Genomic DNA, 20,893 nt, shown 5'->3' on the forward strand with positions numbered 1-20,893 from the left:
GTGGATCCTTCAGGTTAGGCAGTAAGCAATGGAGACTGACGGCGACAAGTGAATAAAGCGGCGCGCACTATAATGAACCGGCTGTCGAAAGTCGAGATCTGTTGTTTGTTTTTTGCGCAATAACGGCGGCGGCGCAAGTAAAGAGGGGTGGGCGGATGAATAATGTGATACAGAGCCTGTTGGCGGCTGCGGGGCTGGAAACCGAGGGGTTGGCGATACGTCCCGTTGCCGGGGGTGACATCAATCATACCTATCATTGCGAAACAGACTATGACCACTACTTTCTGAAACTCAATGATGCGGACTTGCTGCCTATGTTTGTTGCCGAACGCCATGCATTGACCGAATTACAACGTAAAGGCGGGTTACGAACCCCCGAGCCCTTGGCGGTACCGGTGGTGGCAGACTACTCCGCGCTGATTTTACGTTACGAAGCGCTGAACCGACTTTCGCCTGAAATGGCTTTTGCGGCGGGTAAAGCGCTGGCTCGTTGTCACCAGGCTCTGAACCGTCATTATGGATGGCCTCATGATAACTTCATCGGAACGACGAGCCAGGTAAACACCGAGACGACTGATTGGCAGTCTTTTTTTACCGAACAGCGCATACGGCCGCAACTTGGCCTGTTGCAGCACCCTCATTTGACAATGGATCACCCGGGTTTACGCCGCTTGTTGCATTGTTTGGACGGGCATCAACCGCCTGCGTCGTTACTGCATGGGGATTTATGGTCTGGTAACCTGGCAGCAGCATCCGATGGATCCCCCATCTTTTTTGACCCCGCCAGTTACTTTGGCGATCGTGAGACTGATATCGCGATGACCGAATTGTTTGGTGGCTTCTCCACCAGCTTCTATCGGGGGTACGAGTCTGTCTGGCCGCTGGATCCGGGCTACGTGCAACGCAAAGATCTCTATCAGCTTTACCATGTACTGAATCACGCAAATCTTTTTGGCAGCACCTACGTGCAGCAGGCATTGCGTATCTGTCGCGACTAGCAAGGGTAAGTGGATTGAATATTCATTTGTGTAATTAAAACGACTGTTTTATGGTTTGAGTCCGTTCGTTCACAATCACCACAATGTCCAGATCAGGCACCGGAGTTGTTTATGCAGGGATTGCAGTATTTGAGTTTAACCAAGGCCGACCTTGAATCGCTCAGTCTGCCCATGTCGCGCGCTTATCGAGCCAACCAACACCACGCCGTTCAGCATCTGGAACATGCCCCGCTTAATTGTGATGAATGCCTGACCTTGCTGTCACAAAGCTTAACTGACCCGGATAACCTTTGTTTTAAAGTGTGTTTGGGCGGTATTCCTATCGGCGCATTCGTCATTCACTGGAATGAATTTGGCGATAGTGAGTTACGGCACCTGTTCATCGACGCGAAACACCAGAACCAGGGTATTGGCCGTCAGGTTTGGACTTTTCTGTTGAGTTGCTATCCAACTCAATCCTGGCGGGTAGAAACACCCACTTCTATCACTCGTAACATTCATTTTTATCGCGATGTTTGTGGTTTCGAGTGGCAGTACGATCAAAATGGACTCAGTGTGTTCCGCTGGCAGGGGCAGTCGCTAGCGGCCGGTAGTCAAACAAACGACAACGAGTATTAACGTAACGAGTGACGAGCGTAGACCGGCTCGTTATTATTCGCGGACACTCAAACGTTCAATGCATCATGGATTCCCAGACACATCAGTGGTTGTTATCAACCATGGCGGCTTCAAGAGTGAACGACATTGAAACCCTACAAGGCCTGTGGGGTGGCTATGGCGAATTGTTACGGCTTCATCTGCAAGGTGGGTCGCAAGACAGCGTCATCCTGAAAGACATTCGTTTTCCTAAACCACAACAACAGCACCCCCGAGGTTGGTCCTCCGACTTTGCGCATCAGCGTAAACTGCGGTCTTATCAGATTGAAAGTCATTTCTACCGTCAATTTGCGCAGCGGTGCTCTGCGCGTTGTTGTTGCCCGCGTGCACTGGCGGTTCGCGAAGACGACGCGGGGCTGCAGTTGTTATTGGAAGATTTAACGCCATTGTTTCCAGCGAGCCCGGAACACATCAACTTGCCGCAAGTGAAAATATGCCTGCAATGGTTGGCGCATTTTCATGCGACCTTTCTGAACGTTGAGCCAGATGGTTTATGGTCGCAGGGCAGCTACTGGCATTTGACCACGCGACCGCAGGAATGGGACGTGATGGCAGACGGTCCGCTGAAAGAAAGCGCTGCTGAGTTGGATAGGCAATTGGCGCAAACTGAATTTTTAACCATCATCCATGGCGACGCGAAATTGGACAACTTCTGCTTTTCTGCACGGGGAGACGAGGTGGCCGCAGTTGATTTTCAGTACGTTGGCGCAGGTTGCGGCATGAAAGATGTGGCTTATTTTTTCAGCAGCTGTTTATCGGCACGCGACTGTTTTGAGCACGCTGATTCATTGTTGGATTACTATTTTCAGGTACTGGACCGTGCACTTGAGGATCAATTGACAGTGGATCAACGACTTCGTTTGCAAGCACAATGGCGCAGCCTCTATGCCTTTGCCTGGGCCGACTTCCAACGGTTTTTAATGGGCTGGAGCCCCCAGCATTGGAAACTGAACGATTACTCTGATGAACAGACGAAGCGAGCGCTGGCGCAATTGAACCAAGCTGGTACCGCCGATGGTTGATGCGGATACCGAGTTCGATGAACCGTTTAGCGGTGACCTTGCGTCGCTGGCGGCGACTGCAGAGCGTGCTGCCAGGGCCGCCGGGTACTACATTCTATCGGTTGATCGCGCTCAATTGAGCGTTGCGAAAAAACAGGGAGCACATAGTCTGGCAGCGCAACTGTTTACCGAGGTTGACCATCGCAGCGAAGCCATGATCTTTGAGCATTTGCTGCCGACGATGCAAACCGGGAACATTGCCTGGTTGGCCGAAGAATCCGCGGATACCCAAGATATTAACCACCACGAACGTTTTCATAAAAAAGCCTTTTGGTGCGTGGATCCGTTGGATGGGACGCAAGCTTTTTTGCAGGGTGGCAGCGGTTTTGCCGTGTCTGTCGCGTTGATCAGTCGTCTCGGTATTCCGTTGATCAGCGTCGTTTACCATCCGACGAGCGATATCTGCTTTCGCGCGATTCACGGCGAAAAAATGTGTGTACCGGAAGCGATTGCTTCTTCGGGTTTTACTGTCTATATGGATCAATCGTTCACACAACACCCGCTGTACGACACCAGCATGGCAGCGCTTCAACACATCGCTGACTTAAAAGGCGCTACTGAATTGGTGCAAGTGTGTGATCAGGGGGCGGTTATGAATGCCTGTTCTGTATTACGAACGCCCAACTCGGTGTATTTCAAATTGCCCAAGGCACAAACCGGCGGTGGTTGTCTCTGGGATTACGCGAGCACGGTTGGCCTGTTTACCGCAGCTGGCAAGAACGTGACTGACATGGCCGGCCGCTCACTGCGATTGAACCCGCCAGACACGTTGTTTTTTAACCGTTGTGGTGTGTTGTTCAGCAGCGATTCGCAAGTGCACAACGCCTTATTATCATGGTGGGGTAAATTCAACCTGGCTTCCACCTGAATTTGATGCTTTTTTCGGCTTAGTCTTTTGTATTCTACTCACTCAATTGCAGTGACATGGTGATCGATTTTTTTGAATTGTGTCACATGGAACCTTTGCAATAAATCAGGGATTGGTTATGCGTCGACGTATTCTCATTTTACTGAGTTTTCTTGCAGTCGTTAGTTTTGTTCTGGTTTTTGGGTTTCGAACCCGGCATTTGGAAAAGACATCCTCTGTCACGTCGAATCAACCAGAGAACCCTGTTGTGGTTGAGCCGTTTACCGAGGATTTGGAATCGGAGACTGCGGCTGTACTCAGCACGGAAGAAGAGCCTCTCCTTGAACTCGGTTTCGTGTTTTTGACGGGCGACGAATTAAGAATGCTAACTCGAATAGACCTGGAAATTTATCTCAGTGATTTCTATGCAACTTACCTCAATCACATGGATTTTGAACAATTGGAATCGACGTTACTGAACGAAGTGTTCCGTTTTGCCCCCGAAGTTGCGGTGCGTTATTTGAGTGATTATCGCGTGAATCCAGAAAGTCGGCCGATGGTGATGTCTGCGGTGGTGGCTGACCTTTTCAGGTTGCACCCCGAATCTGAATTAAAAGAAGCCTTTTATCGATATCTCGATACCTACAATCAACTGCCTGCCGGTTGGTTCATGATGCAGGCCATGCGCACGGAAGTTGCCGGCTTTTTGCATCAGGGTGATCCATCATTGATCCCCGGAGAAGTGACAGAATATGCGCTTAAAGGTTTTCTGGACGGCGAGATCAGAAACTATTTAACGATAACGTTCTTGGGTCTGCGGGACTTCATAACTGACGAGCAATTGATTAGTGTGTTTCTGCAGACTTCACCATCAACTCTGGAAGAGGGTCTGGACGAATTGTTATTTGATGTGATCGCCTTACGTGATGCTCGAACTTTCGATCACTTGCTGTCGTTTATGCAATATCATCCAAAAAAACTCAGTATTTATCGTTCGCTGTCAGAAATGGATGAAATTGATATTTCACCAACCATTCAAGGTTTGATGAGCCGCTTCGCGACGTTAACCGAGGACGATAAACTTTATGTCAGCGTTATGGCGTTGGATATAGGTGACAAAGCCGCGCTTCACTATTTGGTGACTCACACCGGCGATGACTTCAATGGTCCAGTGCCGGTGAACATAAAATTCTTGCTGAAACGGCGATTGCCTAAACCCGCCACTGACCTTACTTTTGAGACTTGGGTACTGCAGAATATTGATAAATTTGAATTTGATGCCATTACCCAGACGTTTCGATAATACACCCATGGCGGCCGACATTTACCGCCAATAGGTCAATCGCCGCCATAGCCATTCCAATGGTCCAAAGCTATAGCGTGCCAGCCACCATTGCGATACGGCCAGCTGAACTGCCCAGATTATCAGTACAATGATCAGTTGTTGCCAACGTTCAACCTGGCCATACCAACCCAATCCAAAGCCATAGAATAGAAAGGTGCAAAGCAGCGATTGCATTATGTAATTGGTGAATGCCATGCGGCCTGTCTTGGCTAACAGTTGGGTGGCTTTTACAAATAGTTTTTTCTGAATCATCGCGTTAAACAAAAGTACATAGCCGATGGCCATCAGGACACTGCCGATATAATTAAACTGAACGCCAGCGTACTGTGAATAGCGGATATTCCATTGGTGATGAAAATTAAAATACAAGCCATAACCAACAACGACAATACCGGTGAGTACCGAAAAAGATCCCAGCCGCAACAGCGTTTGTGCCGGGATTGCAGCAGAGAATATGCCCTGTTTGTATAGTGCCATACCAATAAGCATTAAACCGCCGACGCGCCACAAGACGTAGTAGACAAAGCCATAGGTTTCCATGAGTAAGGCATCTTGACTTTGCTGTTGTAGTTGACCCAGCCAGTGCCCGCCGAAAGTCGCAATATCGGCGGAGATCTGTTCGTTATTCGGCTGCCAATCGGGCAAATAATATTGCAGCTCGTCTGTTGGCATTGTCGACAGCGCGGATTGTGACAGAAGATCAAAGACTGTGGGTATGCTTATTAAGACCAACCCGACGGTCCACAGTGTTCGCACTGATTGTTGGCGAAACAGGACCGCCCAGAACCCGCAGACAGCGTAAGAAAATAGCACATCGCCAGACCAGATTAGGTGGCCATGGATTAACCCGAATAACAGTAACCAACCCATACGTCGCTTATGGAGTTTTGCGGCGGGTATGTGTTTGTCTTCTGCGCGCTCAGAAAACAACATCACTCCAACCCCAAACAGCAGGGAAAAAATAGACATAAATTTCGAATCAATAAACAGGTGGGAGAACCCCCAGACCCAGCCGTTTATGCCAGATAGGTCACCGAATGCGGTTGGATTAATGTATGCCGTATCTGGCATTGAAAACGATTGGATATTCATCATCAAAATACCCAGAACTGCGATGCCCCGGATGACATCCAGGCTAATGATTCGTTGCGATAAATCGGTTGGGAGGCTTGCCTGCATGCGTTAAGGGGACCGTTGAGATGTGTCACGTATTCAACGGGAAGCGATCCTAATATGCAAGGCATAAATGACCGCCCAACTGGGCGGCGTTAAACGGACTCAGTGCTCCCGATTATTACGGTTAATCTCCAGTAAGAAACGGGCCATGTCTTCAAGCTGATCGATCTCTTGACGGCCGAGTTCAAGTACGTCGAGAAATTCCTTTAAATCGTCTTCGACGTCGATATGACGGGATGTTTTTATGCTGTTTAGCATCGGAACCAGTAGGTCAATCAGGTTAGGTACGGGTGATTGAAACGGCCCGACACTCTGATAGTCGTCAATGGTTGTGGTGGACTGCCGTGCACGAGCGGAATGTATGGATACAACTTTTGGCATAGCTAACCTCCTGTGTCGCGGTAGCTTCACTATGGCATGAGTGGCTGAATAAAAACTGAACGTGTAAATGCCTGTTGGAAGTTACATTGGTTATCACAGGGGTTAAAATGCTTTAAGCCGATGTTTGCACCACTGTTGCCAACCAGGGAGCCAGTTCCTGGTCAACGGTTTTTCCGTGTTCCGCCAGAAACGCGAGAAAACGCGCGGGTGTCCTGGTGGCAATATTTTGCTCGGGAAAGTCCAGAGCGCGTAAAACGGCGATTGCCTCATCGAATATCCCCACATGAAAACTGATGTGAGCGTCGCTGCCCAAACTGATTTTCCAATCGTGTTTCATCACCGTTTCAACCATAGAGGTACAGAAGGGTTCGGAACCCTGTCTGCTATGCGTGAACGAACTGTTGTTGATTTCCAGTAAAACATTATGGTCTTTCGCGGCGCGAACAATGTCATCCTGATCGACGGGGTAATTAGGATTACCCGGGTGGCCAATAATCTGAATGACGCCACTTTCCATAGCACGGATCATGGCGCGCGTGTTGTCTCGTTTTGAGCCAGGTGGTAAGACCGGTTCATGAAAGCTGGCAATGGCGTAGTCCAGATACGGCAGCATGCCATCCGGAAGATCCACGTAGCGCTTATCTGTTCCAGCGTATGGATCAGCCAAAATATTCGCTTCGATGCCGCGTAACATAGCAATACCGTCGACCACGCGAGGAATGATTTTCATGTTGCCAAAGTGCCACGGGTGTGGCGCGTCTGGCATTTCCGGCGCATGGTCGGTAATGGAAAACAACTGCAGGCCATTAAGTTTGGCGTCGCGAAAATAATCATGCACGGTGCTGTACGCATGGGTACTGGCAATGGTATGTGAATGGGTATCGCATAAAATTTTCATGTTCAGCCTTCTTAACTCTGGTATCGCAGTTGTTTTCCGTTCTAGGTCACAAGGGTTGGTTCACTATGGCGAAAACCAACCAAATATGGAAGCCAGAAAAACGAAGGCGATAGCCGCAGGTGCAATTAATTTTAGGGTAATACGGTAAGCGGCGAGGTAGGCAATGGTTAGTTTGCCGTCATTTGACAGCTCATCCGCAACCGCTTTTTTGTCCAGCTTCCAGCCGACAAACAAAGCGATAAAGAAACCACCAATGGGTAATAACTGATCCGACAAAGAGATAAACCAATCGAAAATATTCATATGGCTGACTTCGCCGGAAATCAGGAACGGTAACTTCAGCCAGCTTAATATACCGTTGCCTTGTGACAGCAACGCTCCGACCAGGGTTACCATACCGGCCACCACCAGTGTTGATGTTTTTCGTTTCCAGCCAAATTCTTCATCGAGATACGCGACAATTACTTCCAGAATTGAAATGGCGGATGTCAACGCCGCAACCGCTAACAGCGCAAAAAACAGCATTGAAAACCCGGTGCCGAAGGGCATTTGACCAAACACATTGGGCAGAGTAATGAAGACCAGTCCCGGTCCAGAACTTGGTTCAATGCCAAAGGCAAAAACAGCCGGAAAAATAGCCAGACCGGCAATCAGCGCGATAACCGTATCTGCGACACTAACCTGAACCGCAGTAACGCCCAGATTTTCCTGTTTCCCGATGTAGGAGCCATAGGTGATCATGGTACCCATGCCCAATGACAAACTGAAGAACGCATGACCCATGGCCGCGAGCACCGCTTCCATGTTCAATTTGCTGAAGTCAGGTGAGAAGAGAAACTCAATACCTTTGGCCGCACCTGGCAGCGTCAGAGAGCGAATAGCGAGTACGATAAGTATGACGAGCAGTAGAGGCATGAGGATTTTGGAGTAACGTTCAATGCCGTTTTTAACACCGCCCAACACGACTGCAACGCACAAGGCCATAAACAGTACTTGCCACAAAACGGGTAACCATGGGTCGGCAATGAACGTACCAAACACATTACCCAGCTGTTCCGGCGTCTGATCCGCCAGCGAGTTTAGGGCTGAAAGCCCAAGGTAATGCAGAGTCCAACCGGACACTACACCGTAAAACGATAACAGGATAAAGGCGGTGATAATGCCCAGTGCGCCCGTCAGAAACCATTTACTTCCTGGCGCTTCGGCCTTAAAAGCGCCAATAGCATTTTTTTGTGCGCGTCGACCGACAACGAACTCGGCCAGCATGATGGGTAAGCCAATAAAGGCGATGCAAATAAGATAGACCAGGATAAAGGCGGCTCCGCCATATTCCCCGGTAATGTAAGGGAATTTCCAAATGTTGCCTAAGCCAATGGCTGAGCCGGCGGCAGCGGCAATGATGCCAAGCCGACCTGAGAAACCGTCACGTTGATTGGAATTCTGTGTCATGCGTCGTCCAGAGTACGAAATTGAATGAAGGGTGAGGGCGGTATTCTACGGTGGTCGACAGCAAAGGTCATTGACTAATCGGTCAGAGAAATGTGTTTTTGTTGATAAAAACTGATCGAGCTCAGAGACTTAGCCTTCATCACTTGGGTTACCATGGTTATGTGATCGTAACCTGGAGAACATTGGAGTGGACGATAGAAACGTGATTCATTGGCTGGATGCGAAAGCAAAGGCAGTGGGGGTTAGCCCGCAATTGCTGTCTGTGATCAAGCAGTTGAATGATCGATTCGGTATTCAAATTGACGTGGCAGATGAGCGTTTGAGTCGGTTCAAAATGTTATTCCCCGCGCTGGACCAAGCAGCAGCGCAGCACCATGATATTGATTTAAAAGGCGCCGATGTCGCAACGCAACGGATATTCGAACAGGGTGTGGAGCTGGGTAAGGCACAGATGATGACCGATGTAATCATCTGTATTCTGGAGCAGGATGGTTTGATTTCACGCCAGACTAGCGAATGATTTCCAATCCATAAGATTCTAATGTGGCCTGAATCTCATCCATCGTTTCTCGGGACGGTGGCTGCAGACCTTCCAATGGATATTCCAGGTTCATGGCTTTCCATTTGTGGGTACCGAGGTTGTGGTACGGTAATAGTTCGACATGTTCAATGTTTTCCATTGGCGCTAAAAACTGTGCCAGCGCGTCGACATCGGCCAGGTCATCGGAATACCCGGGGACGACGACGTAGCGGATTCGGGTTTTCTTACCAATATCGGCCAAGTGGCGAACAAATCGCAGTGTGCGTTGATTGGATACGCCGACCAGTAGATGGTGTTTGTGATCGTTGATGTGTTTGATATCACACATAACCAGATCACTCTGTTCGATCATCAGGTTAGTTTCATCGCTGTACACGCCGACATAGCCATTGGTGTCCAGACAGGTGTGAATACCGTGTTGACGTAACTTTTCGAACAACAGACCAACGAAAGGGGCCTGTAACACCGGTTCACCTCCGGTCACGGTGACACCACCGCCACTGGCGTCCATGAATTTTGCGTAGGGCAGTATCTGTTCCACGACTTCGGTGACCGAATACAGCTGCCCGCCATCCAAATCCCAGGTATCCCGGTTGTGACAATATTTACAACGAAACAGACAACCCTGCAAAAACACCACGAATCGAGTGCCGGGACCATCAACAGTACCAAAGCTTTCGAACGAGTGAACGCGACCGAGCATTTCGTCGGCGTGGTATTTGGGGATGTTTAGTGTCGGAATTGTTGAACTCATGAGATTGCCTGAATGATCAAGGTTCGCAGTGTAACAAAATTACATTTCTCTGTATTGCGGCAGGTCAGCTGTTTTTGGTTCTGAAAGTCGGTGCAAGGTAAGGACCGGCGAGAGGATTAGATACCAATGTAGGGTTGAAAGTCCTTGGCGGAAACCGGATGCGCGTAGAAATAGCCCTGTGCACAGAGGACTCCTTTGGAAGCCAGCCAGTTCATTTGGTGTGGCATCTCCACACCTTCTGCAATGATGGTCAACTCCATGGCTAGAGACATTTGGATAATGGCTTCACAGATGACCGTGTCGTGTGGATTATTAGGCACCCCTTTGATGAAGCTGCGGTCAACTTTGAGGTAATTGATGGGTAGGTGTTTCAGATAGTTCAGCGATGAAAAACCGGTGCCGAAGTCGTCTATCGCCAGACTAAATCCACGCTCGCGCAGACCGTTTAACTTTTTGACAGTACTGGCATCACTGTTCATCATGACGGATTCGGTAATTTCCAATACCACCTGTCCGGTTTCAATAGGAAATCGACTTAAAATGGCATCTAGGTTGTCAAAAAAGTTTTTATCTTTCAGTTGGATGACGGATAGATTGATTGAGATGTAATCAATTGCCCCGCCGGCTTGTTTCCATTCAAAAAACTGCCTGATGGCCGCTTCCAGAACCCAGATGCCTATGGTGTGAATCAAACCGGTTTCTTCGGCCAGTGGAATAAACTGATCTGGTCGTAAGTCGGTACCCGGCCACCGGATTAACGCCTCGGCTGCGATGCAACGATTCGATTTCAGATCAAAAATGGGTTGAAAATGCAGCGTGAAATCGTGGGCATTGAGGGCTTTGGTAATGTCCTGTTCCAGTTGCCATTTTTCATGAGCCAGCCGGGCATTGTCCGCCGAGAAGTAATCCAGTGTATTGCGGCCAGTTTGACGGGCATGGCGCATCGCGGTAATAGCGTTGCTGATCAGACTGCCGGCATCCAACGCGTCCCGCGGAAAGGTTGCGATACCGATATTGGCATTGAGGTTCAACGTGTATCCATCGATCTGGTAGTCAGCGCTGGCGTGTTTAATTAAACGCTCGGCAACCAGTTGCAGTTCTTCCGTATGTTGATAGTCATTGAAACTGACCAGAAATTCATCGTTGCTAAACCGACACATACGGTCTTCAGAACGCAACGTTGCAGCCAGATTCTGACTGACGAGTTTGAGCAGACTGTCACTGATTTTGTGCCCAAACTGTTTGTTGATATGCCCAATGCCGCTGATTTCCACTGCAATAACGGCTGAACTCTCCTGTCTTCGCTTGGTCCGATGCAGTTCATGGGTCAATTGCTCCATGAAAAGTTGCCGATTGGGTAACCCGGTCAGCTGGTCGTGGAATTGTTGATGTTGTAGTTGAAACTCCAAACTGCGCTGTTCAGAGATGTCCTGAATCATGACTCCTAAACCGACGACAAGCTGATGCGAATTCAGTAAAGGCCACTGATGTACTCGCAAGCAATGTTGACCATCGTCGATCTCATAGGTCAGTTTCTCGCCAGACAAGGAATGTTGCCAATAGGTCAGGTAGCGAGGGTGGCTGGACAGTGATTCTTTAATGGACTGGCCGACTTGCAACTGCAAGGAGGTAACTTCCTCTGGCAACTGCCCCTTAACCCATTGCACGATGGACAGTGCATCGGTTTCGAACAGCATGATGTTTAGCTCTTCGCACAAAATATCGGTAAAAATTCCCGGTCTTTGCTGTTTCAGAAGTAGCGATAACAGTCGGCTAATCAGATAAATCAGCAAAAGCACCAATAAACCGGCAATAGGCAGAGATAGCGCATAAACTGGAAAATGCCAGCGTCCATAGATGGTTAATCGGTCTGTTAACGCGTAGGTTAGTGGCGGTTTTTTTAACGCCGGTTTATCCGTCAGTGACTGTGAGGGTTGGCGGGCAAACTGAAATGCCGACACAACACCCTGTTGGACGGCGTTAAATGCAAACGGATTCAGCTCAATCGCGATTAGGTTACTGATGTTTGTGGCCGAATCGCTGACTGGTATGGTCAGTAACCACAGACGGTCTGTAAATGGACTTTGCCAAAGCTGAGTCGAATGTCGCTCAGCCAACAGGAAGTGGTATCGCCAGAAGTCTTCACTATTGACGAGGATTGGCTCAGCGGCATAGTCGGTGTCATCATTGGTCATTAGATACTGCTGATGTTGATTTCCCTTTTGTTCGGAGTACACCGTGCCATCGTCATTAATCAGATAAATATCGGTAAGGTGTTCCGTCGGGATGACGGAATAAATGTCCGTCAGGTAATCGTGAGCCTGGCGTGGTGGTTTGGCTATGGATTTAACTGCCTCGCTGGTTTTCGAGGTTATGACGGAAAGTTGTGCTTGCATAGTTTCGGCGGTGTTGTTGAACGAAGCGCGCTGTAGGGTGCGGTCCAGATTTATTCCCAGAACGCCCAGTAATAGGCACAGAGCAAACGCCAGACCGTGCCGGTGGACTTGTAGGGCGCGTAGGCGTTGATTGAACAGACTATTCGGCATAAAGAGTGCAAGTTAGTAAAAACGCCTATCAAGCATAGCTGAATTATTTCTGGTGCGACTGTCGGATTCTGCCTTCAGGGCATATATGGGCGCCCAAGATGCCCTTGAGAATATCCATAAAAAAAGGGTGCCATCGGCACCCTTCTTGGTTTAGCTGAGGATCAGACCTGACTGTGGAAAGTTCGGTTGATCACATCCAGTTGTTGTTCGCGGGTTAATTTCACGAAGTTAACGGCGTAACCAGACACACGGATCGTCAACTGTGGGTAGTTTTCAGGGTGTTCCATTGCATCCTTCAACATATCCCGATTCAACACGTTGACGTTAATGTGATGACCGGATGAACCGAAGTAGCCGTCCAGCATACCGGTCAGGTTATTCACCTTACCATCTTCGTTTTTACCTAAGGAATCCGGTACCAGCGACATGGTGTAGGAAATGCCGTCTTCAGCATCTTCGTAGGGCAGCTTCGCCACACTTAATAACGATGCCAATGCGCCTTTTTCATCGCGGCCATGCATAGGGTTCGCACCCGGTGCGAACGGTTCGCCCGCTTTACGGCCGTCTGGTGTGTTACCGGTTTTCTTACCATAAACCACATTACTGGTGATGGTGAGAATAGATTGCGTTGGTATCGCATCGCGGTAAGTTGGAGTCTGACGAACCAGATCCATGAAGCGGGTGACGATTTTCTGGGCTATTTCGTCAACACGATCATCGTTGTTGCCAAATTTCGGATATTCACCTTCGGTCGCAAAGTCGACCACGTAGCCGTCTTCGTTGCGAATGGTCTTCACTTTTGCGTACTTAATGGCACTCAGTGAGTCGGCCACAACTGACAAGCCAGCGATACCGCAAGCCATGGTGCGCAATACGTCACGGTCGTGCAGAGCCATTTGTGAGGCTTCGTATGAATATTTGTCGTGCATGAAGTGAATGACATTCAACGTGTTCACATAGACGCGTGAAACCCACTGCATGTACTCGTCAAAGCGTGCCCAAACGGTATCGAAGTCCAGGTATTCATCGGCCAGAACGTCTTTCTTCGGACCGACCTGTAAACCGATTTTTTCGTCCATTCCTCCGTTGATGCCATAAAGCATGGTCTTCGCCAGGTTACAGCGAGCACCGAAGAACTGCATTTGTTTACCGATGCGCATCGCAGATACACAGCAGGCAATGCCGTAGTCGTCACCAAACTTGCCGATCATCAGATCATCGTTTTCGTACTGGATAGAACTGGTGTCGATCGAGACCTTAGAGCAGAAATCCTTGAAGCCTTTTGGCATTTTTTCTGACCAGAGTACGGTCAGGTTTGGCTCCGGAGCAGCACCAAGTGTGTACAGTGTGTTCAGCATACGGAAGCTGTTTTTGGTGACCAGAGCGCGGCCATCTTCACCCATACCACCGATCGACTCAGTTACCCAAGTTGGATCACCAGAGAACAGTGCGTCGTAATCAGGGGTTCTTAGGAAGCGAACCATACGCAGCTTGATGACGAGATCATCAATCAATTCCTGCGCCAGTTCTTCTGTTAATGCACCAGCGGCGATATCACGTTCGATATAGATGTCGAGGAACGTTGAGACTCGTCCAAAACTCATGGCAGCACCGTTCTGGCTCTTGATGGCTGCCAGGTAGGCAAAGTAAGTCCACTGCACCGCTTCGTGAGCGTTTTGTGCTGGCTTGGAAATGTCGAAGCCGTAGCTCTCGGCCATCTCTGTCATTTCCTGCAGCGCGCGGATTTGTTCAGACAGTTCTTCGCGCAAACGAATAACATGTTCGCTCATGTTCTCGTTGTCTAATGATGTTTTCTGCGCTTTCTTATCGGCAATCAGCCGGTCTGTTCCATACAGCGCAACACGACGGTAGTCACCAATAATACGGCCACGACCGTAAGCATCGGGTAAGCCAGTGACAACACCGGCCTTACGGCACTTCAACATGTCCGGTGTGTAGCCATCAAAAACACCTGCGTTGTGTGTTTTTCGATACTTGGAGAAAATTTCGTTGACGGTTGGGTCTAACGTGCGGCCATAAGCTTCGCAAGAAGCTTCTACCATACGAATACCGCCATTGGGAATCATGCCACGCTTTAGCGGCGCGTCCGTTTGCAAGCCGACAACGCGCTCCAGGTTTTTGTCAATGTAACCGGGTTTGTGTGAGGTAATAGTGCTTGGCAAGTCGGTGTCAAAATCCAATGGACCTTGCAGACGTTGCTCTTCTTTCATGAGTTCTAGAACTTGTGCCCAGACATCTTTTGTACGGGTCGTTGCGCCAGCCAGGAATGAAGAATCACCTTCGAAAGGTGTATAGTTTTTTTGGATGAAATCACGAACGTCGATGGCTTCGTTCCACACGCCTGGGACAAATCCTTCCCATGGATTGGCTTGTGCGTTGATGCTATCGCCTGCTTTTTCTTTATACATAAAGTTATGCTCCGCTAGATTACTAAAATATTAAAAATGAAGACTGTTTCAGCGGTTGAAGATTTATAGAAAGGTAGTAAAAAAGGGTCGGGAGTAAGCGATGTCTTGAGAACGACTGGAGATTCGACACAAGACGATAAGGCCAACACAACCTGTGATATCGCTTCCCCCCGAAAACCGGTGGCTAATGGTTTTACCCATACCGGAGAGAGTGATACCAGACTACCTTAATTTGCTTTGGGCACTTTGATTTGTATCAACAATTTAACCAGCGCTCGACGTAACTCATGTTCAACCTTGTCGCTGATTTGCAGTGTCCAAAACGAGTTCAACACGCTCTGCAAATTCTGTATGGATGTATTATCGAGGTCTAACTGACCTGACTCTTGATGTGCATCAACAAAAAACTCCCTTTGGGGTATTTTCTTGTTGTTTTTTTACACTCAACTTTTCGAATTTGATGCTGTTGGCGAACTCTAAAAAACAGCGAAATTACGCCAATAAAAAGTAGTGGAAATTTTGAATTTTGTGGATGAATTCCAACAAAAAAACACAAAAATTTTGGCGAGAGGCAAAAAGAAAGAGAGAACCGCATTATGCAATTTCTCTCTTTGAGGTCAATTGATATTGGGAATGATTTACGCCAACGTTTTGGTCAGGTTATAAATCGTCTGATTGAAAGGTCGGGACATGTTTTCAATGGCGTCGATAATATCATGGTGTACCAGTTTGTTACTCTGTATGCCGACACAGCGTCCGCCTTCCCCTTTTTCCAATAATTCCACCGCAAAGGCGCCCATTTCGCTGGCCATGACGCGGTCAAAAGCACATGGAGAACCGCCACGCTGAGTATGGCCCAGAATAGTGGCGCGCGTTTCCAATCCAGTTCGCTCTTCAATGCGTTTAGCCAGTTCTGTCACATTGGTCACATGTTCGGTGATGGCGATAATGGCATGTTTCTTACCTTTTTCGACATCAGTGCCCAGGGTTTGCACCAATTCTTCCAGGTTGAAGCCTTTTTCCGGCACAATTGCGTACTCTGCACCACCACCGAGGGCCGCCATCATTGTCAGGTCTCCACAGTGGCGGCCCATGATTTCAACCACTGAAATGCGGTTATGTGACGAGCTGGTGTCTCGCAAACGGTCGATGGCGTCCAGAACCGTGTTCAATGCGGTATGGAAGCCGATGGTATAGTCCGTTCCAGCAATGTCATTATCGATGGTGCCAGGCAGGCCGATGCAGGGGAATCCCATTTCGGTTAGTTTTTTTGCACCCATGTAAGAACCGTCACCACCGACGACGACCAGGGCTTCAATTTCATGTTTGCGCAGGTTGGCGATGGCTTCCTGACGGATTGACTCTTCTTTGAACTCAGGAAAACGAGCAGAGCCTAAGAAAGTACCGCCGCGGTTGATCATGTCGGATACATGGTGCCGTTCCAGTTTTTTAATACGGTCTCTATGCAGACCCAAATAACCGTCGTAAATGCCATATACTTCGATTTTTTTGGAAAGCGCTGTACGTACCACCGCACGGACTGCGGCATTCATGCCCGGAGCATCACCACCGCTGGTCAGGACACCGATCTTTTTAATCATTTCTGGATCGCCTCTCTTAATAAGTGAATTGCCTTAATTTTAGAATTTCAAAGCAATGTTCCATTTGATCTGGATTAGCATATTGTAAGGAAGTTACAGAATGCTACGTTAAATTTCTTATCGATGGCCATTTTAGTGCCCAATTCGTGGTTTTAACAGGCTGGAATAGAAGAAGTATGAAAATTTGTTACGAAAGGGCGATATTGAACGCAGCCTAGACAGACGATTTCACTCGTGACACCGCTGACGAATCGAACATGCAGAATGTGATCTGTATCGAAAAAATTGCAGGTCTGTTGATTGAAATGTGAACAGGTCGATATTTTGGCGAATAATTAACCAATGTTGTCAAATTTACTGTCTACGCTATCAATACCATTAATTTGTAGGTAGATTTTGACGTGACGGTTTCCAGCTTAGAGAGCAGTACCAGTCGTTTTGAGCAAACCCGACAACCTGAGTTTCACTATCAGTTAATCGATCCGCAGCAACAGAAATACCGTATGCAGACCATTTGGCAATTGGTCGCCGGAAACCTCGCTGCCAATGGTGATGTTTTGCCGTCCGACGCGATGAATGCCGCCAAAGATCCTGACTATGATTTTATTAACCATACCCGTGTCGTGGTGATTCAGCACAGCAGCGGTCGTTTGGCAGGGACGTTCTCCGTAACGTTGGATGGTGATCATGGTATGCCAGTATCGCGTCACTTCGACTCAGAATTGAGCTTTTTACGGCGTAAGCACCGACTGATTAACGGTTGGCGCTTTTCTATGTCGCCTTTGTATCAGGGTGCTATTTTGCGTCAACGCACCTTCACCCTGTTCAAGCAATTGGTTTGCCTAAACGACGCCGATGCGTTTGTCATTTACTACAACCAACGGCTCGAAAAATACTATCATCGGCTGTTTAATGGCCGTGTAGTTGCCTCAAAGTCGATTTCGTTCGATGGTCATCACAGTTTGCCCGTCAACCTCATGTTGTGCCAAGCAAGTGATAACCCGCCCGATCCAAGATACATGCACGATGGAGCCCTTTATGAAGCAGACCTGGTCAGCTGACAGTGCGTTCGCCCGGAATCGCGGTCTGATATCTCACGAAGAGCAACGCCAGTTAGCGCGGAGCCTTGCTGTCATTCCTGGCTGTGGTGGCATCGGCAGTACGGTTGCGGAAACGCTGACCCGGCTTGGTATCGGGCGCTTCAGGCTATGCGATCCAGACACCTTTGATATTGCAAACTTCAACCGTCAGTTGGGTGCGACGACCTTCAGTGTGGGGCAAAACAAAGCGGCTGCGACTAAAGCGCGGATATTATCAATCAACCCTGACGCGGAGGTCGACATCTTTGAGCAGCCGGTAACGGCGTCGAATGCGGATGAGTTTGTCTCCGGTGCTGATGTGGTGTTGGATGGCATTGATTTTTTTGTACTGAATGCTCGCCGAGCTTTATTTCAGGCGGCGCAACTGGAGGGCGTTCCTGCGATGACCGCGGCACCACTAGGTTTTTCTGCAACTCTGCAGGTTTACCTCCCCGATCAGGGCATGAGTTTTGATGATTTTTTTGATTTCAGGGACAGCGAAGGCTCGGCAGACCAGTTGGTTAAATTTCTTGTTGGGCTAGCCCCAAGAGCGCTGCAACGACCTTATATGGATCTTTCCTTTATTGATTCGGAAAGTCAGTCCGGGCCAAGTTCAATTTTGGGTACCCAGATTGCCGCCGCGATGATCGGCGGAGAAGTGGTTCGCCTGTTGTTGCAGCGCGGAGATTCATTGCCAGCACCCTGGTATCGACAATTTGATGTCTTTCGACAACGTTGGGTGAAAAGCTATCTGATTGGTGGTAATCGGCATCCCATTCAGAAATACAAAATCCGTAAAACCAAGCAGGCATTTAAGCAAAATGGTTTATGGTCTGGATTGTCGCAGCTGTCACTAGGGTAATGGGTGGATGCAAGTCTTGTCGGCATCTTTGGTAAGCCGGGTTAGGCGCCTTTGGCTGGCGCCTTTGATTTGGTGAACTCACTCAAAGCCGCATTTCAATTTGGCGGCTGGCCATATGTTCTTTCGCTTGCTGGATCGTAAACTCGCCGAAATGAAAAATACTGGCGGCCAATACCGCGTCTGCGTGACCTTGATTCACACCTTCGGCCAAGTGTTCTAATTCGCCGACACCTCCGCTGGCAATCACCGGAATAGTGACCGCGTCTGCCACAGCTCGGGTCAGAGCCAAGTCGAAACCGGTTTTTACGCCATCCCGGTCCATGCTGGTTAACAGAATTTCCCCAGCGCCATTAGCTTCCATTTTTTGAGCCCATTCGACAGCGTTAATGCCCGTCGGCTTACGACCACCGTGTGTAAATATCTCCCAGTGATCGTCAACCCGTTTGGCGTCAATGGCGACAACGATACATTGTGCTCCAAAGCGAGCGGACGCTTCTTTCACGAAATCAGGATTAAAAATAGCCGCGGAGTTGATAGATACCTTGTCGGCACCAGCGTTCAACATAGTACGGATATCGTCAACCGTGCGTATCCCACCACCGACCGTCAACGGAATAAATACCTGACCAGCGATCGCTTTTACCGTGTCAATCATGGTGCCACGACCTTCGTGAGTTGCGGTAATGTCGAGCATGGTAATTTCATCCGCACCTTGCTCGTTGTAACGCTTGGCAACCTCAACCGGATCCCCAGCGTCGCGAATATTGACAAAATTTACGCCTTTGACGACCCGACCCTGATCGACATCCAGACACGGGATAATGCGCTTGGCCAATGCCATAATTGTCTCCTGTATTGAGCCAGGTCGGCTCAATGTTTTGATGAGTTGGCGACAGGCGGTTGAATTACCGTTTGCCGTTCCACTGGGTAAAGTTTCTCAGTAATTGCAGACCCGCAGTGTGGCTTTTCTCCGGATGAAACTGAGTGGCAAAAATATTGTCCCGGTAAATTATCGCGGAAAACTCGGTACCGTATTCGCAACGTCCGGCCGTATAGTCTGGATGCATTTCTGCGTAGTAACTGTGTACAAAATAGAATCGACTACCGGATTCAATCTGGTGCCAAAGCGGATGCTCTACGGTCTGATGAACATGATTCCAACCCATATGTGGCACTTTCATAGGCAGGCCGCGGCTGTCTGTTAAATTCTTTGGAAATTGATGCACTTGACCGGGAAAATGATTCAGGCAGTCAATGCCGTCGTTTTCATCGCTATGTCGCATCAAGGCCTGCATACCGACACAGATGCCCAAAAAGGGCTTCCCCGAGTCCAGGTTTTCAGCGACCACTTGATCTACTCCCTGACGGCGGATTTCGGCCATACAGTCGCGAATGGCTCCAACACCTGGTAATACGACATGATCGGCTTGCGCGATACGATCACGGTCGTCTGTGACCTCAACCGCGAAGTTGTCGGCAACGTGTTCAAAGGCTTTTGCCACAGAATGCAAATTGCCCATGCCGTAGTCGATTATAGTGAGTAATTGTTTGCTCACGGTGCACTCCAATGCAGATGGAACGTTGCTGGTAAGTCAGCAACGTATCAGAACGTTACAAAACGCCTTTGGTGGACGGTATCACCGAACCCTGACGTTCATCGAGTGTAAGGGCCATACGCAAGGCGCGGCCAAAGGCTTTAAAGATGGTTTCTGCCTGATGATGTGCATTTCGGCCTTTCAGGTTATCGATGTGCAACGTCACCAGTGCGTGATTGACGAAGCCCTGGAAGAATTCAAAAAACAAATCCACGTCGAACTGGCCAATACTGGCGCGGGTGAATTCACAGTTGAATTCCAAGCCAGGTCGACCCGAAAAATCGATAACCACTCTGGACAGTGCTTCATCTAGCGGCACGTAACTGTGGCCATAGCGGGTAATGCCTTTCTTGTCGCCCACGGCTTTCGCGAATGCCTGCCCCAGTGTGATTCCTACGTCTTCTGCACTGTGGTGATCGTCAATGTGGTTGTCCCCATCACAATGAATATCCAAGTCGATCAGGCCGTGACGCGCGATCTGATCCAGCATATGATCCAGAAATGGGATCGATGAGTTCAGATTGGCTTTGCCGGTGCCATCTAAATTAACGGCAACCTTGATTTTCGTTTCATTGGTGTTGCGTTCTACCGACGCCTGGCGACTCATAAGGTTCTCTCAGCTGATTTATCGAATATGGGTGGCAAGTCTTGCTTTTAGACGCTTGCCGATCCGG

Annotated in this window: 19 protein-coding genes and 1 pseudogene; 8 read left to right on the forward strand and 12 right to left on the reverse strand. The window is 48.9% G+C overall.

The window, feature by feature from the left end; genetic code table 11:
• Positions 1-155 precede the first annotated feature (155 nt).
• The 5 genes from IYN85_RS01020 to IYN85_RS01040 all read left to right on the forward strand — a co-directional run bounded on the left by IYN85_RS01020 (position 156) and on the right by IYN85_RS01040 (position 4,866).
• Positions 156-998 carry a fructosamine kinase family protein gene (locus IYN85_RS01020; protein WP_196157002.1) on the forward strand — a complete coding sequence of 281 codons (843 nt, stop codon included), beginning with the start codon at positions 156-158 and terminating at the stop codon, positions 996-998.
• 111 nt (positions 999-1,109) lie between these two features.
• Positions 1,110-1,616: a GNAT family N-acetyltransferase gene (locus IYN85_RS01025; RefSeq protein ID WP_196157003.1), complete on the forward strand. Its 507-nt coding sequence runs from the start codon at positions 1,110-1,112 to the stop codon at positions 1,614-1,616.
• 65 nt (positions 1,617-1,681) lie between these two features.
• Entirely contained in the window at positions 1,682-2,677 is a 996-nt protein-coding gene (locus IYN85_RS01030) for a phosphotransferase (RefSeq protein ID WP_196157004.1), read from the forward strand.
• Entirely contained in the window at positions 2,670-3,584 is a 915-nt protein-coding gene (locus tag IYN85_RS01035; protein WP_196157005.1) for a 3'(2'),5'-bisphosphate nucleotidase CysQ, read from the forward strand. Before IYN85_RS01030 ends, IYN85_RS01035 begins: the two co-directional genes overlap by 8 nt.
• A gap of 118 nt (positions 3,585-3,702) precedes the next feature.
• On the forward strand, positions 3,703-4,866 hold the full coding sequence (locus IYN85_RS01040; protein ID WP_196157006.1) for a hypothetical protein: 1,164 nt from the start codon (positions 3,703-3,705) through the stop codon (positions 4,864-4,866).
• Positions 4,867-4,887: 21 nt separating this feature from the next.
• Here the strand turns inward: IYN85_RS01040 and IYN85_RS01045 are convergent, their stop codons facing one another.
• The 4 genes from IYN85_RS01045 to IYN85_RS01060 form a co-directional block, all read right to left on the reverse strand.
• The gene (locus tag IYN85_RS01045) at positions 4,888-6,087 is read right to left on the reverse strand and encodes a DUF418 domain-containing protein (RefSeq protein ID WP_196157007.1); all 1,200 of its coding nucleotides are present in this window, start codon (positions 6,085-6,087) and stop codon (positions 4,888-4,890) included.
• 99 nt (positions 6,088-6,186) lie between these two features.
• Positions 6,187-6,465, reverse strand: coding sequence for a hypothetical protein (locus IYN85_RS01050; protein WP_196157008.1), 279 nt, complete (start codon positions 6,463-6,465; stop codon positions 6,187-6,189).
• A 112-nt stretch (positions 6,466-6,577) separates the two neighbouring features.
• The gene (locus tag IYN85_RS01055; protein ID WP_196157009.1) at positions 6,578-7,363 is read right to left on the reverse strand and encodes a phosphatase; all 786 of its coding nucleotides are present in this window, start codon (positions 7,361-7,363) and stop codon (positions 6,578-6,580) included.
• Positions 7,364-7,426: 63 nt separating this feature from the next.
• Complete coding sequence (locus tag IYN85_RS01060) at positions 7,427-8,812, reverse strand: sodium-dependent transporter (protein ID WP_196157010.1); 1,386 nt, start codon at positions 8,810-8,812, stop codon at positions 7,427-7,429.
• Positions 8,813-8,999: 187 nt separating this feature from the next.
• On the opposite strand from IYN85_RS01060, the gene IYN85_RS01065 reads away from it, so the two are divergent.
• Positions 9,000-9,332, forward strand: a complete 333-nt coding sequence (locus IYN85_RS01065; RefSeq protein WP_196157011.1) for a hypothetical protein — start codon at positions 9,000-9,002, stop codon at positions 9,330-9,332.
• Here IYN85_RS01065 and pflA read toward each other — a convergent pair.
• The 5 genes and pseudogenes from pflA to pfkA form a co-directional block, all read right to left on the reverse strand.
• Positions 9,322-10,107: a pyruvate formate-lyase-activating protein gene (gene pflA / locus IYN85_RS01070; RefSeq protein ID WP_230390410.1), complete on the reverse strand. Its 786-nt coding sequence runs from the start codon at positions 10,105-10,107 to the stop codon at positions 9,322-9,324. The genes IYN85_RS01065 and pflA overlap by 11 nt on opposite strands.
• A gap of 116 nt (positions 10,108-10,223) precedes the next feature.
• Positions 10,224-10,988, reverse strand: a complete 765-nt coding sequence (locus tag IYN85_RS26295; RefSeq protein ID WP_370592173.1) for a putative bifunctional diguanylate cyclase/phosphodiesterase — start codon at positions 10,986-10,988, stop codon at positions 10,224-10,226.
• Positions 10,983-12,653: pseudogene (locus tag IYN85_RS01075) on the reverse strand (diguanylate cyclase domain-containing protein); the annotation flags it as partial. The pseudogene IYN85_RS01075 and the gene IYN85_RS26295, both read right to left, overlap by 6 nt.
• Before the next feature lie 161 nt (positions 12,654-12,814).
• A complete protein-coding gene (pflB, locus tag IYN85_RS01080) occupies positions 12,815-15,082 on the reverse strand; it encodes a formate C-acetyltransferase (RefSeq protein WP_196157013.1) in 2,268 nt (755 codons plus the stop codon).
• Positions 15,083-15,720: 638 nt separating this feature from the next.
• Complete coding sequence (gene pfkA / locus IYN85_RS01085; protein WP_196157014.1) at positions 15,721-16,683, reverse strand: 6-phosphofructokinase; 963 nt, start codon at positions 16,681-16,683, stop codon at positions 15,721-15,723.
• Positions 16,684-17,084: 401 nt separating this feature from the next.
• On the opposite strand from pfkA, the gene IYN85_RS01090 reads away from it, so the two are divergent.
• Positions 17,085-17,744, forward strand: a complete 660-nt coding sequence (locus IYN85_RS01090) for a hypothetical protein (RefSeq protein ID WP_196157015.1) — start codon at positions 17,085-17,087, stop codon at positions 17,742-17,744.
• Complete coding sequence (locus IYN85_RS01095) at positions 17,722-18,624, forward strand: ThiF family adenylyltransferase (protein ID WP_196157016.1); 903 nt, start codon at positions 17,722-17,724, stop codon at positions 18,622-18,624. Before IYN85_RS01090 ends, IYN85_RS01095 begins: the two co-directional genes overlap by 23 nt.
• A gap of 82 nt (positions 18,625-18,706) precedes the next feature.
• Here the strand turns inward: IYN85_RS01095 and hisF are convergent, their stop codons facing one another.
• The 3 genes from hisF to hisB all read right to left on the reverse strand — a co-directional run bounded on the left by hisF (position 18,707) and on the right by hisB (position 20,826).
• A complete protein-coding gene (hisF, locus tag IYN85_RS01100; protein WP_196157017.1) occupies positions 18,707-19,465 on the reverse strand; it encodes an imidazole glycerol phosphate synthase subunit HisF in 759 nt (252 codons plus the stop codon).
• A 64-nt stretch (positions 19,466-19,529) separates the two neighbouring features.
• Positions 19,530-20,180 carry an imidazole glycerol phosphate synthase subunit HisH gene (hisH, locus tag IYN85_RS01105; RefSeq protein ID WP_370592131.1) on the reverse strand — a complete coding sequence of 217 codons (651 nt, stop codon included), beginning with the start codon at positions 20,178-20,180 and terminating at the stop codon, positions 19,530-19,532.
• Between the two features lie 55 nt (positions 20,181-20,235).
• Entirely contained in the window at positions 20,236-20,826 is a 591-nt protein-coding gene (gene hisB / locus IYN85_RS01110; protein WP_196157018.1) for an imidazoleglycerol-phosphate dehydratase HisB, read from the reverse strand.
• Positions 20,827-20,893 lie beyond the last annotated feature (67 nt).

It is taken from the genome of Reinekea sp. G2M2-21, from assembly GCF_015687175.1.
In the GTDB taxonomy this organism is placed as follows: domain Bacteria; phylum Pseudomonadota; class Gammaproteobacteria; order Pseudomonadales; family Natronospirillaceae; genus Reinekea.

Bases quoted from the DNA above. Each gene is read 5' to 3' on its own strand.
- IYN85_RS01020 (WP_196157002.1), top strand. From the start codon at position 156: ATGAATAATGTGATACAGAGCCTGTTGGCGGCTGCGGGGCTGGAAACC.
- IYN85_RS01025 (WP_196157003.1), top strand. From the start codon at position 1,110: ATGCAGGGATTGCAGTATTTGAGTTTAACCAAGGCCGACCTTGAATCG.
- IYN85_RS01030 (WP_196157004.1), top strand. From the start codon at position 1,682: ATGGATTCCCAGACACATCAGTGGTTGTTATCAACCATGGCGGCTTCA.
- IYN85_RS01035 (WP_196157005.1), top strand. From the start codon at position 2,670: ATGGTTGATGCGGATACCGAGTTCGATGAACCGTTTAGCGGTGACCTT.
- IYN85_RS01040 (WP_196157006.1), top strand. From the start codon at position 3,703: ATGCGTCGACGTATTCTCATTTTACTGAGTTTTCTTGCAGTCGTTAGT.
- IYN85_RS01045 (WP_196157007.1), bottom strand. From the start codon at position 6,087: ATGCAGGCAAGCCTCCCAACCGATTTATCGCAACGAATCATTAGCCTG.
- IYN85_RS01050 (WP_196157008.1), bottom strand. From the start codon at position 6,465: ATGCCAAAAGTTGTATCCATACATTCCGCTCGTGCACGGCAGTCCACC.
- IYN85_RS01055 (WP_196157009.1), bottom strand. From the start codon at position 7,363: ATGAAAATTTTATGCGATACCCATTCACATACCATTGCCAGTACCCAT.
- IYN85_RS01060 (WP_196157010.1), bottom strand. From the start codon at position 8,812: ATGACACAGAATTCCAATCAACGTGACGGTTTCTCAGGTCGGCTTGGC.
- pflA (WP_230390410.1), bottom strand. From the start codon at position 10,107: ATGAGTTCAACAATTCCGACACTAAACATCCCCAAATACCACGCCGAC.
- pflB (WP_196157013.1), bottom strand. From the start codon at position 15,082: ATGTATAAAGAAAAAGCAGGCGATAGCATCAACGCACAAGCCAATCCA.
- pfkA (WP_196157014.1), bottom strand. From the start codon at position 16,683: ATGATTAAAAAGATCGGTGTCCTGACCAGCGGTGGTGATGCTCCGGGC.
- IYN85_RS01095 (WP_196157016.1), top strand. From the start codon at position 17,722: ATGAAGCAGACCTGGTCAGCTGACAGTGCGTTCGCCCGGAATCGCGGT.
- hisF (WP_196157017.1), bottom strand. From the start codon at position 19,465: ATGGCATTGGCCAAGCGCATTATCCCGTGTCTGGATGTCGATCAGGGT.
- hisB (WP_196157018.1), bottom strand. From the start codon at position 20,826: ATGAGTCGCCAGGCGTCGGTAGAACGCAACACCAATGAAACGAAAATC.